Source organism: Bacillus sp. FSL K6-3176, from assembly GCF_038003325.1.
In the GTDB taxonomy this organism is placed as follows: Bacteria; Bacillota; Bacilli; order Bacillales; family Bacillaceae; genus Bacillus; species Bacillus altitudinis.
Genome location: NZ_JBBOOX010000001.1, coordinates 1,163,638 through 1,180,606, shown reverse-complemented (window position 1 = coordinate 1,180,606; position 16,969 = coordinate 1,163,638). Strand labels below are relative to the sequence as shown.

At 38.7% G+C, this 16,969-nt stretch carries 23 protein-coding genes; 1 reads left to right on the top strand and 22 read right to left on the bottom strand.

Annotated features, from left to right (window positions below; translation table 11 throughout):
- Window positions 1-2: 2 nt before the first annotated feature.
- The 14 genes from MHB38_RS06070 to MHB38_RS06005 all read right to left on the bottom strand — a co-directional run bounded on the left by MHB38_RS06070 (window position 3) and on the right by MHB38_RS06005 (window position 11,088).
- Complete coding sequence (locus MHB38_RS06070) at window positions 3-392, bottom strand: YqbF domain-containing protein (protein ID WP_341002850.1); 390 nt, start codon at window positions 390-392, stop codon at window positions 3-5.
- A gap of 5 nt (window positions 393-397) precedes the next feature.
- Window positions 398-1,321 (bottom strand): phage major capsid protein, encoded by a 924-nt coding sequence (locus tag MHB38_RS06065; RefSeq protein ID WP_216889094.1) that lies wholly within the window; start codon window positions 1,319-1,321, stop codon window positions 398-400.
- Between the two features lie 22 nt (window positions 1,322-1,343).
- Window positions 1,344-2,501, bottom strand: a complete 1,158-nt coding sequence (locus tag MHB38_RS06060) for an XkdF-like putative serine protease domain-containing protein (protein ID WP_341002842.1) — start codon at window positions 2,499-2,501, stop codon at window positions 1,344-1,346.
- A 31-nt stretch (window positions 2,502-2,532) separates the two neighbouring features.
- Window positions 2,533-3,186, bottom strand: coding sequence for a hypothetical protein (locus tag MHB38_RS06055; RefSeq protein ID WP_341002839.1), 654 nt, complete (start codon window positions 3,184-3,186; stop codon window positions 2,533-2,535).
- Between the two features lie 143 nt (window positions 3,187-3,329).
- Window positions 3,330-4,022: a hypothetical protein gene (locus tag MHB38_RS06050; protein ID WP_341002837.1), complete on the bottom strand. Its 693-nt coding sequence runs from the start codon at window positions 4,020-4,022 to the stop codon at window positions 3,330-3,332.
- Window positions 4,023-4,054: 32 nt separating this feature from the next.
- Entirely contained in the window at window positions 4,055-4,981 is a 927-nt protein-coding gene (locus MHB38_RS06045; protein ID WP_341002834.1) for a phage minor head protein, read from the bottom strand.
- Window positions 4,978-6,498 carry a phage portal protein gene (locus MHB38_RS06040; RefSeq protein WP_341002831.1) on the bottom strand — a complete coding sequence of 507 codons (1,521 nt, stop codon included), beginning with the start codon at window positions 6,496-6,498 and terminating at the stop codon, window positions 4,978-4,980. The genes MHB38_RS06045 and MHB38_RS06040 overlap by 4 nt, the downstream gene beginning before the upstream one ends.
- Window positions 6,498-7,796, bottom strand: a complete 1,299-nt coding sequence (locus MHB38_RS06035; RefSeq protein WP_341002828.1) for a PBSX family phage terminase large subunit — start codon at window positions 7,794-7,796, stop codon at window positions 6,498-6,500. The genes MHB38_RS06040 and MHB38_RS06035 overlap by 1 nt, the downstream gene beginning before the upstream one ends.
- Window positions 7,796-8,512, bottom strand: coding sequence for a phage terminase small subunit (terS, locus tag MHB38_RS06030; protein ID WP_341002826.1), 717 nt, complete (start codon window positions 8,510-8,512; stop codon window positions 7,796-7,798). The genes MHB38_RS06035 and terS overlap by 1 nt, the downstream gene beginning before the upstream one ends.
- Window positions 8,513-8,669: 157 nt before the next feature.
- The gene (locus MHB38_RS06025) at window positions 8,670-9,071 is read right to left on the bottom strand and encodes a hypothetical protein (protein ID WP_046343243.1); all 402 of its coding nucleotides are present in this window, start codon (window positions 9,069-9,071) and stop codon (window positions 8,670-8,672) included.
- A gap of 89 nt (window positions 9,072-9,160) precedes the next feature.
- Window positions 9,161-9,748 carry a hypothetical protein gene (locus MHB38_RS06020; RefSeq protein ID WP_341002822.1) on the bottom strand — a complete coding sequence of 196 codons (588 nt, stop codon included), beginning with the start codon at window positions 9,746-9,748 and terminating at the stop codon, window positions 9,161-9,163.
- Window positions 9,749-9,893: 145 nt separating this feature from the next.
- Complete coding sequence (locus tag MHB38_RS06015) at window positions 9,894-10,400, bottom strand: hypothetical protein (RefSeq protein ID WP_250026236.1); 507 nt, start codon at window positions 10,398-10,400, stop codon at window positions 9,894-9,896.
- A 66-nt stretch (window positions 10,401-10,466) separates the two neighbouring features.
- Complete coding sequence (locus tag MHB38_RS06010) at window positions 10,467-10,811, bottom strand: hypothetical protein (RefSeq protein WP_046343240.1); 345 nt, start codon at window positions 10,809-10,811, stop codon at window positions 10,467-10,469.
- A gap of 94 nt (window positions 10,812-10,905) precedes the next feature.
- Window positions 10,906-11,088, bottom strand: a complete 183-nt coding sequence (locus MHB38_RS06005) for a hypothetical protein (RefSeq protein ID WP_341002817.1) — start codon at window positions 11,086-11,088, stop codon at window positions 10,906-10,908.
- A 678-nt stretch (window positions 11,089-11,766) separates the two neighbouring features.
- On the opposite strand from MHB38_RS06005, the gene MHB38_RS06000 reads away from it, so the two are divergent.
- A complete protein-coding gene (locus MHB38_RS06000) occupies window positions 11,767-12,606 on the top strand; it encodes a DUF3825 domain-containing protein (RefSeq protein WP_250026235.1) in 840 nt (279 codons plus the stop codon).
- Between the two features lie 59 nt (window positions 12,607-12,665).
- Here the strand turns inward: MHB38_RS06000 and MHB38_RS05995 are convergent, their stop codons facing one another.
- From MHB38_RS05995 to MHB38_RS05960, 8 genes are all read right to left on the bottom strand, one after another.
- Window positions 12,666-13,151, bottom strand: a complete 486-nt coding sequence (locus MHB38_RS05995; RefSeq protein WP_250026233.1) for an SMI1/KNR4 family protein — start codon at window positions 13,149-13,151, stop codon at window positions 12,666-12,668.
- A gap of 11 nt (window positions 13,152-13,162) precedes the next feature.
- Window positions 13,163-14,131: an HNH endonuclease signature motif containing protein gene (locus MHB38_RS05990; protein WP_341002808.1), complete on the bottom strand. Its 969-nt coding sequence runs from the start codon at window positions 14,129-14,131 to the stop codon at window positions 13,163-13,165.
- Window positions 14,132-14,231: 100 nt separating this feature from the next.
- Window positions 14,232-14,615 carry an ArpU family phage packaging/lysis transcriptional regulator gene (locus tag MHB38_RS05985; RefSeq protein ID WP_341002805.1) on the bottom strand — a complete coding sequence of 128 codons (384 nt, stop codon included), beginning with the start codon at window positions 14,613-14,615 and terminating at the stop codon, window positions 14,232-14,234.
- A 341-nt stretch (window positions 14,616-14,956) separates the two neighbouring features.
- On the bottom strand, window positions 14,957-15,160 hold the full coding sequence (locus tag MHB38_RS05980; RefSeq protein ID WP_341002802.1) for an XtrA/YqaO family protein: 204 nt from the start codon (window positions 15,158-15,160) through the stop codon (window positions 14,957-14,959).
- A 70-nt stretch (window positions 15,161-15,230) separates the two neighbouring features.
- Window positions 15,231-15,515, bottom strand: coding sequence for a hypothetical protein (locus tag MHB38_RS05975; protein ID WP_341002800.1), 285 nt, complete (start codon window positions 15,513-15,515; stop codon window positions 15,231-15,233).
- 132 nt (window positions 15,516-15,647) lie between these two features.
- Complete coding sequence (locus tag MHB38_RS05970; protein WP_341002798.1) at window positions 15,648-16,334, bottom strand: hypothetical protein; 687 nt, start codon at window positions 16,332-16,334, stop codon at window positions 15,648-15,650.
- Window positions 16,322-16,771 carry a RusA family crossover junction endodeoxyribonuclease gene (locus tag MHB38_RS05965; RefSeq protein ID WP_341002795.1) on the bottom strand — a complete coding sequence of 150 codons (450 nt, stop codon included), beginning with the start codon at window positions 16,769-16,771 and terminating at the stop codon, window positions 16,322-16,324. Before MHB38_RS05965 ends, MHB38_RS05970 begins: the two co-directional genes overlap by 13 nt.
- On the bottom strand, window positions 16,768-16,962 hold the full coding sequence (locus tag MHB38_RS05960) for a hypothetical protein (protein ID WP_034667616.1): 195 nt from the start codon (window positions 16,960-16,962) through the stop codon (window positions 16,768-16,770). Before MHB38_RS05960 ends, MHB38_RS05965 begins: the two co-directional genes overlap by 4 nt.
- Between the last annotated feature and the right edge of the window lie 7 nt (window positions 16,963-16,969).

Below are 16,969 nucleotides of genomic sequence, written 5' to 3'. Positions count from 1 at the left end.
CCTTACTCTCCTGCTTTTTCTTGATGCTCGAGGATATAGGCAATTCTTTCACTCTTATCTTTGAGTTGAGACGGATCGCCGCCAAGATCAATAACAATGGCTTCTTGTTCAGTTTTGTTCATGCCCTTCAGTTCTGATTCAGTGTAGGTTTTTGTTTCTTGTGCCGGTTCTTCTTCGGCCTCTTTTGGTTCTTCCTCTTCCGATGGCTTTTCTTTTGTTTGATCATCCGTTTTTGGATCATCAACAGGAACATCAAGCTGCTTACAATCAAAAAACTCATTGCCATCGAGATATTGAAAAACCTTTTTCTCAATATCTTTTTCTTGATTTAAAAGAAAGACATGCCCCATCACAGCGTATGTCTTTCCCTTGATCAATTCAGCTGTATACATATCGATCACTCCTTGACCTTGATGATCTTAGCAACAGCATCCTCTTCCTCAAATTTGCTGTCCAGCTTCGCAGTCAACACAATGATGAATTTACGATTACGGATGTCTTTATCTACCTCAATACGGATATTACGAGAGAAGCCTAAGATGATGTTTTTTGGATGAGTCAATAAAATGTCTGAAACATCTGTGCCGTCCGCATCATACGGTTGCATGTTTGCAATTCCTTTGACTGGAACACCGAATGCAGAAGAAAGCCCACCTTGTACTGCTGCATCTCCTAAATTTGTTTGACGATCGGCCACTTTGTCTTTCCACTCGACCTCTTGCCCTGGGGAAGAATAGAAACGGAACTCTTGTGGGACTCGCAAATATTTTGGTGGAACAGCTTTGTATCCTTGTTTGAATACTTGGCGTGTAAGTGGTTCACCAGCAACATCTACGATATGAGATGTGGCTTGCTTGCGGATACCATCAAGCTGCGCAAGGTAAGTATCAGATGACGATGTATCACCATTTAAGATCAATTCTTCAATATCTACTGCAGCTCGTTCAGCCAGCATTTGCATGATGGTGTTTTGCAAAGCATCGCCCTCGATGTTGTTTTCAAGTGTGTCATACGTAATATTCACTTCTGCGATGACTTCTTTTGCATTTAGCTCCACAGTGCTTGTTGTTGGTGCAACTCGATCACTTGCTGGAACTGCTTTTCCTTCCACACCAGGACGCAGAATGCGCTGACCAAAACCGATTTTTTCGATTTTTTGTGCATCGCTATCCATCGGAATGACACGTGCATCTTGCAGCAATGTTGGTGCATTTTGCACCATACGAATAAATGTGCTAGATTGGGTTGGATTCATTAGACCGCCTGTTTTTAACGTCCCAAGCGTCACTTCCGCTTTGTTAATTACCTCTTGATTTCTCACGTTAGTTCCTCCTTTTCTCGGCTTAAAGCAAGCCGCCCCATACCGTTTTAGATTTTTGTACGTCTTGTTGTTGTTGATCTCCTACTCCATTACCTTGCGGACGTGCCTTTTCCAGTGCTTCGACTCTTTCAACAACTGGAGTCAATGCCTTTTCTACAGCTGCGGCCATTTCTTTTGCAACAGCTTCATCTGGTTGATTTTCTTGCGGATCAGTTTGCTGCTCGCCTTCTCCCTTCTCAAGGTCATCCAGACGTTTTACGACTGGTGCAATTGTTTCATCTAGCATCTTTTGCAGATCTTCTTTGTTCACTTCTTCTTCCTCCTTCTCTTCCGCTTGACTCAACAGATTGTCGATAGCGGCTCTTGCATTTTTCAGTTCAGTTAAGTTAGCAGCTGAAAACTTTCGGCCAGCTTTTGCGACTTCTTCAGGTGGATCAGTTTGGATCCCAGCCAAGTCATCAGTAAGCAAAATCTCTTGTGTGATTTCCACAAAATCTTGCAGTGCTGCCCTCACCTTTTCAGGATCAGTCTCCAAGTCTCCATCGTCGTAAGAACCCCATTTATACAAAACGGAATTCAGCGCCTCTTGTGCCGCCCAAAACTCACGACGCATGCGGCCTTTGTCATATCTGTTCTTTACTTCTCCTTTAAGAAAGAAGTTTTTGAGCAAAGAAAAAAGCCCCTTCTCATCAGAAGCTGGCTCACGCTCTTGTTTTCCTATGTCTGCTGTTCCGGCCATTGAATATCCGGTGATCTCACCCTTTTGAATCTGTTCCCAAATTTCATCAGATGCTTTTGTCACAAGGACCCACGATCCTTTCTTGATCATCTCATCGCCCATTTCAAAATCGGAAGGAGCGATATAAGATTCAACGACTTCCCCGACACCGCCTTGAAAGTCGTGCTGCTTATCAATCTCACGTGCATCCTTCAGGAACCCATGAGCGGCTTTTTCGATCTCTTCCGGCGTCATGTAATCCCCATGTGCATCAGCTACGTTTGGTTCGTATACAATGCCGTACACAAGACGCTGTGCATCATCAGCTTTCGCAATGACCTTGATTTCCTTTTGAAAGTCATTTTCTTTTTCTGACTTCATAAAAAAGAACTGCTTTTGATTAGCAGCCTTGTCTACGTATGAAACGTGTGTGATCTTCGCATTTATCAATTCGCGTGGCAATTCATTCACCTCCTTTCAAAAGAAAAAGACCCTATGATTCAAGGTCTTTTAGTTTCTGTGCCATTTCATTTTTGATATTAGTAAGAATCTCAACAGAAAGAATTTTATAATCTCTAACTTTACTTTCTATAAAGTCTTTTGTTATGAAATCGGATTGTAAATCAATCATAATAAAGAGATTATAGAAACTTAAAGCAGCAGAATGAGTTTGTTTAGTTATTACACCATTGTTTCTCAGCACATTTAGACAATGGACTGTATCTCCTTCGTATGAAAGGTTAGTTAAATCACCATAAAAGTCTATTAATTTATATAAATCTTCTCTGAAATTCTCGGATATTTTATTTATCGCTCCAATAGGATTATTATGTGCGATAGTTAAGATATCCGATATCGACTGATTATCTTTTTTCGATACTAGCTCTGGAAGTTCCACTTCAAAATTTTTATAAAGAATCTGATTCTGCTTAGAGTCATCAAGTGCTAAAGAATGATCAATTGATTTTTCCACATATTTCTGTGCTTTTTCTTGAATTTGATTAAGGCTTAATTCTAAAGACCCATTGTTATATTTGAGATTTACGTCTCTTTCTGGAACGACTTTCATTACAAGCTCTCTAAATATGCATGAGAGAACAATTATAGTTATCGGCCACTTGTAAGCTATTAGTACTTCTGCAATCATCCACAATATCCTCATTTCTAAAGTAATGAAGATATTATACTATTTCATTCCATGTTTTGTAAGACTCTTCTTCTAATCTCTTCTTTTTCCTCAGCTGTCAACCCTAAAATGACCGACCAACCGTACAAAGAAAAAGACCTCTTTTAAGATGAGGTCTTTTCAGCATGTTTTATAAATTCTGAATATTTTTCATCAAGATGTTCCCTTACTTTTCTACAAAGCAATATATATTTATGCTCTACCTCTTCAGAAATGGGTTCTACCATATAATTAGGTATAATTGCTACCATCTCCATCATTATTGAAACAAGCTCTTCACTGATAATGTTTTTTTCTCTTAAATAAAAGATCATGTTTGGTATTTCAATTTCGCCAATTACTTCAGACCAATTAGTTTTCTCTTTGTTTTCATCAAATCTTTCGTAAGTACAGATGTACAACTTCTGAATTGTTTCACTTAATTCATTTATACTTCTTTGAAGCTCTTTGCCAACATTCGGATTTCTTATCGATTTCCTTTTTATTCTTTTGAGATATTTGAATTTATTATTCGGGAGAATATTTGAGTTATCACCAGATTCTGTTTGATGTCTATCTTCTTCCAATTCTACTATTTCATCAAATTGATCCAGTTTCTGATTAACTTTAAATTCTAGTTCCCATTCTTTAAACTTAATTTTTGCTAACGTACTAATCAGTTTAGTTAATGGTTTTTTAAAACTCAATGCAATTACAAGAGTTACTAATGGCCATGCGTTTGAAGTAAAGAAGTTAGACACACTCACAGTAAAACCACCAACAACATCAAAAAAAGTTTTAACCCAATCCCAATTCATTAATTCCCCTCATTCCCAAAGTAATGAAGATATTATACTATTTTATTCCATGTTTTGTAAGACCCTCTTCTAATCTCTTCTTTTTCCTCAGCTGACAATTCTAGAATAACAGGATCAACAACAGGACCAACCGCACAATGACAATTTACTCGCTCTTTTGGCGTGAGCTGTGTATCTCTCGGAAACATGCACCGCTCTCCGCTGCCTGGTATCTCAAATTCTTCATCCAAAGGGATGATAGTTCCATCCAACTGCACGTGACTTTCTCTCGACTGATTCTTCTTTCCACCGCTGTGCTTCCACTTCTTCCCCGTTACTGCCGGGGATTGGACATAGGATTCATGTTGAGCGACAGAAGAAGCGGTCAACACTTCAGTTACAGCTGTCACACGTGCGCGCTTCCGGCTAAATTCAGGAAGATCCTTCAGCTCCAGTTCAATTTCTTGGATAGAGCGGCCTTCTTTTATACCTTCTTTCAGCGTTTGTTCAATGGCTGTATGAGTATTCAGCTTCATCAGCTGAGCCAATTCCTGAGACCACGATTCAATCCACTCTGCGGTTCTTTCAGATAAGACTTTGAAAGGAATATCAGCATCGATGGAATTCATGATTTTCTCGGCCAGTTGCGTGACCGTCAGCGTCAAGAAAATGGCCGTTTCTTTTCCAAACAGCTCCGCAAATTCATCAGCTGCAAACAAGTCATTTTGGAAGAATGCTAGAATTGATTCTAACGTCTCCGAATCGTCCTTGGATATAAAACCATTCAGAGCATTTAAAAACGTCCTGCGTTGCAATCTGAGAAGTTTTGCGGTGGTTTTCTCGTACTCTTCCACCAAAGAAGGGATATCCTCCAGTTCAGGGAAATCAGCTACAGCTGCTTCTAGTTCCTTGACCTCATCTTCCTCCGCTTTTTGTACAAAGGTATTGATGTTTTTTATCAGCTGATCGATCTTGCTCATTTGCGGATCTCCTCTAGTTCATCCCGAAGGTCTTTGAGGATAGATACCAATTCATTGTTAGTACCCGCAGACTTTTGAAGAACCGTATCAAGCAAGCTAGTTGATGCCTTTGGCTTCGCCTCAATTGGTCGGTGATATTCTTCCTCTGGCCATTCTTCTAATGTTTTCCCAAGAATACGACCAGCTAGATCACGCAGATCGTTTGGTGAAACTGCTCCTGCTTGAATAAACGGCGTAAGAACCTTTGCAATTTCGAGCGGATCACGAAAATCAGGACCATTTAATATGAGTCGCACATGCCAGAGATCGAGATCAGGAAGGAAGAGCGTATTGAGCTTGCCAGTGATGATCATTCGCTCTGGCTGAAACACCTGTTCCTCTGTCGTCTTTCGAGCGGTGTCAGCTGTCGCCTTGTTATAATCCTGTGATTCGCCTGTGTAGATCGGCGGCAGACGGAAAGAAGAACGTATCTTGTTTCTCGTTTTCTCATCGTATTCAAGGAATAGTGCATCCTCCTGAAGAATCTCGGCAAGTGATTTTATATCCACCTTTACATTCGCCGGCTCTTCATCGTTTGATATCTCATCCTTCTTCGGAATCCCTTCCACTTCAAGTAACAGGAATTTATGTGCATTGTCTGATCCCTCGATGCCATTCATGTATTCCTGGAGCTGCTCATACGAAGATTCAGACAGCATCCCATTTTCCACTGTGATGGCTGCCGGCACATGCCGCCCTTGTTTAAAGTACAGATAGTTCAGCTCTTCAGCTTTGCGCGCTCCATACATATTGACGATGTTACCAATCCAACGAGGAACACCATATGTACCGCTGCCTATCTTGAAGTGAATGACTTCGCTTGCTACAAGTTCAGGGGGAGTTTTTTCGCTATATTCTCCCGTAGCAGAATTCATTGTTCTTGGATCACCGTATTCCTTAAAGAATACTTTTTTGGTATTGTTCTTCTGAACATACTTTCTGAATCTCTTCTTTCGCTTCAATGACTTCACTTGGCCGTTTTCTGTGTATCGGAAATCGACTTCAACGGGATCGCTCAGCTTACAAACTCGTAAGTATTGTGCATCCAGGTACTCAATACCTGCAGGTTTCCCTGTACCTTCTCGAAGCACTTCCACAAATCCATTACCTGTTTTCTCTCGGTCTTCTATTACATAACCAAGAACCACTTCGGCTGACTCATCATAGTTCATATATCTGGTGAACTCTTCAAGTTGGGTCCATTCTTTCTCAGCTGCCTTTTTCTTTTCCTCTGATGCATTCTCAGCATTAAAGTCGAAAGTGTATTCAACTCCCAAGCCGAAACCTAGAATGTTGGTTTTATACGCATCGATGCATTGTTGAAGAATGGTAGAATACTCGGCCATTTGTTTGAGCTCTTTGATATTGTATGGCGGCTCGATCACATCATCAGCATCGTAATTAAATCCATCATCATAAATCTGCTTAGTGGTTTCAGACACATTGGCCTTCATCACTGTTGCTCTGACAGTTTTCATCAGCGTGACCTCCTTTCTCTGTTCGGGCGTGTCCGCTCTTTTGGTTTCTCTTTCAGGTCGGTTACCTCATAATCATCTAGCGCATACCAGATGGCTGAAAAAGTATGAGGATCAATCTGAAACTCGTCCTCTATGATATTGCCGCGCTTGTCTGTCTTGTACGTGAGCGGCTGAAGCTCATAGATCGTGTTTTTGCATGAGTCGGAACAAATAATTTTCTTAAATCGCTTGATCTTCTTGGTGTACTGCAAGCGTGATCCTTGGAACTTATGAGCGGCCACCATGTTGTAACCCATCTTCCTGAAGTATGCGATGGTTTTCGGTTCAGCTGCATCCGCTTTGATCAGCTCTTTTGTTTTTGTAAATTCGATGAGCTCTTGTACAGTTTCATCATCGGTTGTGCCCTTTTGATAATACTCCCAATAGATATATAGATATTTCTTCTCGTGATCGACGGCCAGTCGAATCAAAGCGTTATAAGACTCTACGAAACCAAAGTCCATGCCCGCTCTAAGCAAAGGACGATTGATATTTGAGATTGCTAACATGACATCATCATGCGGCTGCACCTCGAATTGAGGAAGAACACGAATTCCGTTAATGCCAAAATGACCTTTTCGGGCTATTCGATAAAGGTCGGGATCGTATTCCTTTAGTTCATCCAGCTGCTTGATATAGCTCACAGGTAGAAATAGGTTATCTTCGGCCGTCGAGTGGTGATAGTACGTATCATTGATAGCGATCGTTCGTTCTTTGTATAACCTTTCATCATCCAGGATGAAACGGTTTTTTTGATCGTCCTTAAAGAAATGTCTGTACGTCCAATTATCCTGCCCGACAGGGTTCGTTGATAGTATCATGTGCAGCTGTAACGTTGGATGACGCAAACGACCAAGCAGCTCCTTGAATCCCTCATACTTCACTTCTGAACATTCCTCAATCCAAATGATTGAGATGTTGTTGATCGACTTCAGCTTGGTTGGCTTGTCCAACCCTTTGAAGATGATCCGGCTCCCATTATGGAATTTAAGCATGAGCGGTGATGTCCGGCACTGAATGACATGGTCGAGTCCTAGATCATTCACGATCTCTTCAAATAAAGAAAACGTAGAATCCCTGTGCGTGTCGTAGACTTCACGAATCACAAGAGCGGTTCTCTTTTCATCTAGTAGTTTCAGAATGAGCTTCAGGGCAATATGATAGCTTTTGGAGGAGCCGTAACCGCCCACTAGGAACTGAAACTTTTGATCCCAATCAAAAAGAAATTTTCTAAAGTGGGGGTTCACTTCTTTTTCCATCAACGGTCCCCCTTATCCTTGATAATGATTTCAAACGTTGAATCTTCTTTATCATTTGTAAGACGTTTCACTTCAGCTTTTGTCCTATCAATATTAAGTCTCATCTGCTTCAATTTAAGCCGTCTTTCGTCTTTCTCATGCGCTAACCCCTCAAACTGTTTTATCAAGCTTCTCAGCTCTCCCATCGCTCTTGATTGAGCGTTTAGGAATGTAGCATGACGGTCCCAAGCGAATTGAAACTCGTATTCTTCTTCCTCAATATCAGTAGAATCTGAAACAACTGATTTTTTCTTTTTCAACTCTTTGATCATTTCGTCTTTGCTTTCAACGAACATAATTTTCTGGGCCCGCACTATAGCGGTGAATTGAATCTGTATTTGTTCCCACAGCAGATCCACTGGTGAAAACTCTTGGATGTCCTGCATGATCTCAAACGCTTCAGCTGGCAAGTGTTTTGAATACAAACCGTGTGTCTTTGCGTTTTGGTTTCTTGCAGGAGCACCGCCGCTATTCCCTGCAGCGTTTTTGTTACCGGGTTGCCCACCTTTTTTTGTGTGCACACTTTTATCTTTTGGTGCACCCTTTTTCCTTTTCCAACCATGCCGCTTTTTCCATGATTTTATGGTGTTGATTGACACCCCGTATTTTTCGGCAAGGTCCTTGTATTTCATGCCTTTGACGTAATCTTTCTCCGCCTGAATGTGCTTGGATTCCATCTACATTCACCTGCCGCCTCCTTCTGATTCGTGTTGTTTTGGAATTTTTATTTCCTCTAAACTGCCGCCGCACTCTACCTTTAAGCCGATACTTTTTATAGAAATTCTTCATCGGAAGCAGTTTACAGGGAACAAAAAAACACCCGTTTTGGGGTGCTTAAATTAGTTTGTAAAGATCTTTGATTGATTTAGCATAGTTGAATTCATGAGCTTCATTACAGTCTTTTGCATCAAATTCAATCTCTTCACCGTTCTCAAAAATTAAAGTCAAATTAGCTTCTCGTCTTCCACTAAAAGTAAGATTTTTTTTAACAATCCTACTCTTATAGAAATTCAAAGCAAATCGTTCCTCTTTTTGTTCAGCAATGAGTAAACCCGATTCTAAGAAGAAATAATGCTCGGCACTCTTGATATCAAAGGGTTTTTTAGAATAAATAAATTTAATTTCATCCCCTTCAATAAATTCATAAACTCCTTTAGCCATAATCTCATAATAGTCACGAGTTATGTCTGTTATGAAATTTTGAAAATGATTTCTAAAAATTTCAACATATTCCATTTTTTCACCTCCCTCCTTTATATCGGAGTAAAGTAAGAATATGCAATTATTTGCAGAATTTGTCGAACAAAAAGCACCTCGCTGAATGCCTATTTTGTATTTTTAAGCTGCATATATTTCTCTTCAATCTCATACATTTCATCTTTTATCATGTTGTATACTTTTCTTAAATTATCCACGTCATTTTTTATTTCATTAATATTCAGTATTTCACCTTCTAGAGATAAAGACCTTTGGTGGTATTCGATTAATCCTACTAAATTGTAATCAAGACATTTTTGTACAATTTCTTTATGCTGAGTTAGCGATCTGTCAAATTCTTTAACACATTTTCGAAATTTCTCAGCCTTTTTTTCCTCATCAGTTTCAGTGTATCTTATATAAAAAAATTCATTAAACATAGGTTTTAATGAATTAATCAATATGTTCATTTGGACGAGTTTTTCATTCGCTGTTTCCATGAACAATTCTTTTTCCCTATGTTTAATTTGAAGTTTAACTCCAAAGTAAGTAATTGCCCCACCTATTATTGCCCCTACAAAAGCAATGATTCCAGCCCATATTGTTACTAAATCTTCAAATAGAACATCTAAAATCGCTAAAAGAACAAGCAAGTCTACTAGAATTAAAAATATAATGATAGATATTAGTATGTTGTCTTTACGAGTAAGTTGCATATTTCACCTCCAGCATTTATATCGGCAGAATGCGAGTATATGGAACTATTCTCAGAATTTGTCGAACGAAAAAACGACCTCCTCCATAGAAGCCGCTCTCAAACAAAATAATGTGCCCGTTTCACGCCAAAAAACACCCTGCCTCCTAAGGTGTTCGGTACTTATTTGTTAATTTTAAGAAACGCCTTTCGCTTTCCTTTTCAGATATTTCATCTAAGCACTCTAATAGCAATGTTTTATATCTGTTCGCTTTTTTTAGCTTTATTGAATGAGTTATAGATTGATAACCCCAAACTATAATTGCAATATAAAAGGTCATTAATATAATCATTGGGGCTGCTCCTTCTGCTCCTTCTGCATCTGACAAACTGAGACCATAATTTATTGTACTACCTAATATTACAGCCAAAATTGTAAAAAAAGCAGTAGTAAAATGACTTAAAGATTTATGAGTATCGAGTCCTTCTTCAAGCCTCTTCAAAAGCATGTTGATTTTTTCACTACTATGATACTTCTTAACTTTCTCTTTGAATGCTGTTTGTTCATTAATATTTGCTTTATGTATATTCTTCCCAAAGCGCAGCAAATACATTGACACGTCTTTAATCTGACCAAATAGCATTTGTTCTTCGTTTTCATTAGATTCGTTCAAAAGAATCACCTCCTAAACTTATATCGGAGGTGATTTGGAAATTTTCAGGCATTCAGTGCATTGTTTTTATTTAACGTAAAATTCAGATGTGTAGAACGTACCAACAGTTTCAACATGGTTGCCATGTTTGTCGTATCGCTCTACATCAACCCTGAATCGATACGTGCCTTTCTTGTTATCAAGTGATTCCTTGATGCTGAATTCATCGTACTGTTTCTCTGCTGGGTTAAGCGGGTTTGGTGAATTGGTTTTAATCGTCTCCCACTTTCCATTAACCTTGCGCTGCGGAATAAGATTCGGTCCTGCGATATAGTCATTGTCATTTTTGACAGCAATACGAACAACCTTATCCTTTCCTAAAAAATGATTCGCCTTTGTCGGATTCGCTGATACACCTTTTAATGATGCCATGCTCATCATCTCCCTTTTTATATTTTTGCGCTCCTATCCCTCACCAAAGCACCTGCAGCCATACACCCAAAAGACGACTGTTCCCATCAAATCATCAGCGTTTCCTCCGGATACGGCCGCCTTGTCGTTGGTACGTTTCGCGTCTCGTTCCCATAATTTCTTCCCAATCCCTATTCGTAATGGGATCAGCATCGCTCTCCTTCTTTCTATTAGAACCAGGAGCAATGCTTTTAAATTGCTTTAATGTCTCTTTAGAAACAGAATCCCTGATCTTCATGTTCATACTCTCCTTGCCGAATAAGCACCGCCTTACGCTATTCGCTTAAATAGATTTTGAAATGATGACTACACTCCGAGAGGATGCCAAGTACAGTCCATCATTAAATAAAATAAAAAACTGTCCTCGATACGGCTGCCGCAGACCAGCTGCTATCCAGGCTCAGAATGCCCCTCTCGTATGGCCACATTCCTCAACACCTTTGTTCCGTATCCAGATACACCATTGATAAGGGAAAGGCGCATCTCCCAATAAAAAAAGCGGACACCAATCAAGGCACTTAGAGTGCTCAATGATCAGCGTCCGCAGGTTCTTCCTTCTGGACAAAATATTCACGTTTGTTTTGCTTGTCTCTATCATACGATGAACCACATTGGAAAAAAGGTCCCCTTTTTATCCCCCTTATTGTCGGCTTTTTATCGGCAATACAAGTAAAGGTATTTCTCAATTCTTTTCATATTTTTTCATATATGATTTATATATCTTCAAAAAAAAGCTGTCGAGATAATCTCGACAGCTTTCAGATCTCTTTTGTTCTAATAATTCCAAAAAAATATTTCTTCCACAAAAATAATTAAAAGGCAACCAACTAATGTTTTTTAAAAAATAATGTTTGGACTAAATAATGAGTTAATATTATAATTTTATTTATACTTTGTCAATTGTTGGGGGGATTTTATGGCTAGTGAAACTATTTCGGAGTTAAAAGATTTTGCTTATTTAGGGAATCTACGAAACAGAATTAAAGAATTAAAAAATATCTGTTTAGAGGAAAATTGGGGAGAAAATAATCAAATTCTGTTTAATTATTTAAACCACACTTTCAAAAAAATCTATAGTGATTATTCAAGTGCTGATGATATTGAAAGGCAAAAATTTATCTCGATTACTGCTGATAATGAGGGGCATGCAGTTTTCAATACTGGGTTATTTACTAAGCTGTTAGAACCTGTATATGCCTTTTTTGAAAAAAATAAAAATAAAGAACAACAAGACTGGTACTTAGCTGGTTTTAAGACTGAATCAGATACTGCTTTAAATGTTTTTAAACAACTTCCTGAACGTGCCCAATATTTTAACAATGTGGGAGATTTGATTTACGATTATCGAATTGATATAAGACCTAATGTTTCACACATTCTTGCTGAAGAAGAGAATATTAACAGATTGCCTAACGAGTTTCAAAAGTTATCACCTGTGAAATTGTCTCAACATTTAACTGGGGCTATCGAGGTAGCTAAAAAAAAGGTGGCAGCTAACTATAAATTAGCTGTTCCTCAATACTACAAAGATTCGATACAATTATTAGTACCACTCTCTTTATCCACGACATCGGAGATGCCTGATTTAGCATTAGCTATAAAAAAAGAGAATGGCTTTTATCAGGCTAGAACTTGCTTAACAATGAGTATGGCTTATAATAATGCTAGATTAATTGTTAAACCTGAAGTAGATTGGCTTCAGATTGATGATTCTCAACAATCAGTGGCTACTGTAGAGGCTGATGTGCAAAATTAAGAATTTCAAAATTCTATTGTCAACCTGAGTGCCCTCCTTTATGGGCACTCTAATTAATACTATTCCCAAAACGCATCGCCTTCACAATCAATATACTTCTGAAGAAAAGTTTCAAAATCTACATCAAGCAGCCTATATTCTAAACCGTCTTCAAATAGATAAAGGTTGGAATTTCCCTTATTTAGTATCAAATAGCACCCTTCAAAAAGAGCAGCAATAGCTGTTCCATCAACCTGATCAAAAAAATCATTAGACAACTCAGATTCGATTTCTTCTAAACTGAAAACATGTAATCCTCCACCTACCTTGTTCCCGAAAACTATGTCTTCAAATATTCTTGCGCCATTATGTAGACATAAAAACTCTTTGAGATCGTCAGGCAATGCATGGTGTTTCTTTTCAAATTGTTTTATATTATCTTGATCGGCTGGAGCATTAAAGGTACAGCACTTTTCATAGACTTCTCCGTCTACCGAGAATTTGATGATGTTCTTCTCATCTAATTGATTTTTAAGCTCTTGTAATATCTGCACGATCCTACTCAATCTTTCACCTTCTATCTATATCCTCTCCACCAAGGAGAAACCTCTTGTTGATGTAGCGTTCTTGTGAGTGCATATAAATTACCCATTTTATTATCGCCACCATATTCTAAAGGTATAACATGGTGAATATCTAAACCTGACCAATCCCATTTAGGATCGCCGTATTTACCAATATACCATCTGATATATTTATTTCGGATATCCTTATCTCTCTTAACTCTATCTTCAGGCTTATACCATTTCATATTTGCTTTTGTTGGTGCCGGCAATGATTTACCACTATGACTATTATGAATTTGCGGATATTGATAAGCATTTTTATTAACTAAATATGTTTCAGTTGTACTCTGTTTAGTACCTGGGGCACTTCCGACCCAACCGGCTGTCAGTATATCGGATTTATACACAAATTTCGTTTTAACCATCTTATACGTTTTAGATTTTGTAGCACCAACTTTTATCTGAGAACCCGTAAATTCTTTAGAATAAGTTGAAATTGCATTATATTTCCCCGCATAATCATCTCCTACAAATAGAGTGCTACCTACAATTACAATAACCGGCTTCGCTTTGCCTATAATGCTACGAATTGTAGAACTATGAGTAATTGCCTTTTTCGATTGATCTAACTTAAACAATGTATCAATGACAATTGTATTCGCGACTTTAGTATTAGCGTCTGGAGTCTTATTAGTATTTTTATTCTTAGTGGATGGTTGCAGCACTACGGTGTCACCCTGTGGCATATTTCTTTGAGGTGGATCATGAGGTTGGTTTTTAAATTGTTGTCTTGCTTGATCAATAATATCAGATTTACTCTGTATTTCTTTTGCATGTCCATTTTCGTCAACTTCTAGTACATGTGTCTCTTTGTATGTTGTGATACCGTCCTTTGATTGACTAGCTTCCGCATCACTTGTCCATAACCATGCCGTCAACAGAAAAACCATAAAGAAAATCGAATAAGCAAATTTCTTCATTCTGATACTCCTTTTCCAAATTATTTACAACAAATCCAATATACAATATATGTATCTATTATTAAATGATCCTAAAATACCATATATATAAAAACAGCACTCATATGATTCCGAGTGCTGTTGAAAGATTAAATGTCGCTTGCTTCTTCAATTTGTAATACCGGTCTTTCTTCAGACCCAGTTCTTCACACACCTCCAAATCCTTCACCGCACGTGATGTCAGGTATTTCATCCGAATGATGTCTTGCTCAATTTCATCTAGGCTGTTTTCTAGCGCTCTTTCAATCTGCCGGACCTTCAGTTCATTTAAAACTTCCTGGTTCCTGAGAGAAGGAAAAAGGCCTGTTGCGCCATTTGCCTCCTGTTCCTTTCTATTTTCCTCCTTCACCTTCAGGGCCCTATAGACCTTCAACTCCTTGATAAGAGCATTTCTGACTTGCTTCTCATCGATCTCAGGCAGTAGGGACAATTGTTCTGCTATCAATTCTTACACCTCTTAATAACTATAAGATTTTGAAATTTGAAAACAAATAGAAATAATGCTATTCTTATCCTATTAAATCAAACACTAAAGGCGGCATCTCCGCAGTTGCGATACCCACTATGGAATTGATTATTTTACTGTTCACATTATTTATTATGAATTTCATGAATGGGGCTGATACTATGGAAAATCCTTTTTATTCTTTTGTAGAGAAATTTACTACACTGTTCGATTTTCTTAAAACATCTATCTTAGTAGGTGTCGCCTTGAGTGTTTGATTACCTTGACTCATCTCCTCTTTATCAAAACCTCTACAACTAATATTCTAAGAAGCATCTCTTTTACTTAAATTTAAATGAACTGTTGTAATTTAAATTTGTGAATTGACCATCACGTGTTGTTATCTCAGTTTTTCCATACATTGGCGTTTCAGCCAACACTACATTATTGGAATGGCCATCTAGGATAATGACTTTAACCTCTCCTTTTTCAAAAAGCTGATAAATTGAGACGTTAGAGTCTATATGTTTATAAGGATTATTCATGCACAAGGCCTCCCATGTTATAATGAATTGTGCAGATCAATAGAACTGGGGCCTTGTGCTTCGGTTCTTTTTATTTGCCCTGGAGAGCTTGCAAATCACGTACACACATTCTAAAGAGGTGTTCGTCCCTTAAATCTAAAGACAGGTCAATCAAAACCTTCAGATCATCTTCAGTAAGCGCCTCATCCAAATTTTCAGCCCAAGACTTTGGAACAACCAAGGTATTACCACTAAGGAACCTTACTAAAATGTCATCTTCAGATACTTTAAGTACATAACCTTCTTTGTTAAGTGTTTCTCTTTTGTCTTTCCTTGATGCTTTGATCCAGTCTCCTTCTAAGAATTTGTTTTTCATCTGATAATCCTCCATCCTTTCCTGATCCGACTGAGCAGTTCATATTTTTTAAGTGGTTCATAGAGGTGGATGCGCTGTCCATCCTCTTCGCGATAAAGCAAGAACCACCGTTTTGAGTGTTTGCGTGCCATCTTAGGCAGCCCCGTCTTCCTCTTCTTTTTGATCATTCCCGTCAGAATCGTCTTTCACACTTTGAGAGGAATCTAAATCTACATCAGCTGCTTCTTCATTTTTTTGCATTGGCACAGCTTCATTGGCTTGATCCTCTTTCCAATCCCACCATTTTTCAGCGAGTGGAGCCACTGCAGCTCGGTAGTCATTGATCAGATCAACTATTGCGCCGGATGACATCTCAAGCTCTGAAGCCAATTTGCGGTATGATTCACCCTCAATGCGCCGTTTCACAATGTCAGCCATATTCTCTGGGAAACCTTCTTGCTCTGGTGCCATACCTTCTTGGATGAATTGATTCACCACTACGCGTTTAATTTCCATAGGTTTTTCTTCAATTTGTGGTTTTTCTACAGGTAAGCCCAATTCAGCCTCTAACTGTTCTGGTTCTGGCTCAGCAATGTGAACCACGCCGCTCTGGTCTACTTGATAATTTACGATAGGTCGCTCAGTGTGAGCATTGATCTGCACGTTATAGCGGACAACATCGCTCTCAATTTCAACACGCACATCGTTATCAATCATTTCAGCAAGATTTTGAATGCTGTTTCCTAGATCCTTCGTTGAGATTTCAAGGACCAATTCTGTAACACCCTTAGGCTTGTGATTTACTTTCTTGACTGATCCATCAAAATTTACAAAAGACATATTTGTTCCTCCTCATGGGTTGGTGTGAGAGTTGAGACTTCGACTTCAATTCTCGGTGAACTGCTATAGAATTTGCTGACATGCAGGTCAACAATTTGACTATCATCCCGCCAAATGACTTTATTCAGGCCATCTTTTATCCCTTTGATGTAATTATCAACATCAGGTTTCTTGGCTGGTCTCAACTCGCCTTTTTCGGCTGCTGCTGCTTTTTTCTTGCTGAAGCTTTTTAATATGGATTTATAGACTTTCACTTTCAATTCAAGTGGACCTGTAAGGAGCTGATCTGGACGGTGATCACTTGCTGCCAACCTCACATATTGCTTAAAGTCTCGTGACTTCTTGGGGTCGTATAACCTTGTCATTCCATTCATATGGGTAGCTCTTGGACGCCCTTGTGCAACTGGCTCTCCGTAGACGGTGAATGCTATCTTCATTCAGATGCCTCCATCTTAGCGTTATATGTTAACACCCTGCTGCCACGTTGACTCTTGAGAGAAATGACAAGCATTTCAAGTTCATAGAGTGATAAATTTTCGGGGTTCTTGTCCAAACTAGCTAAATATCCAATACGAGTTAATTCGCTTAAAAGGTACTCACGACGCTGTTTGCTATTAATATTTGACATATTCATC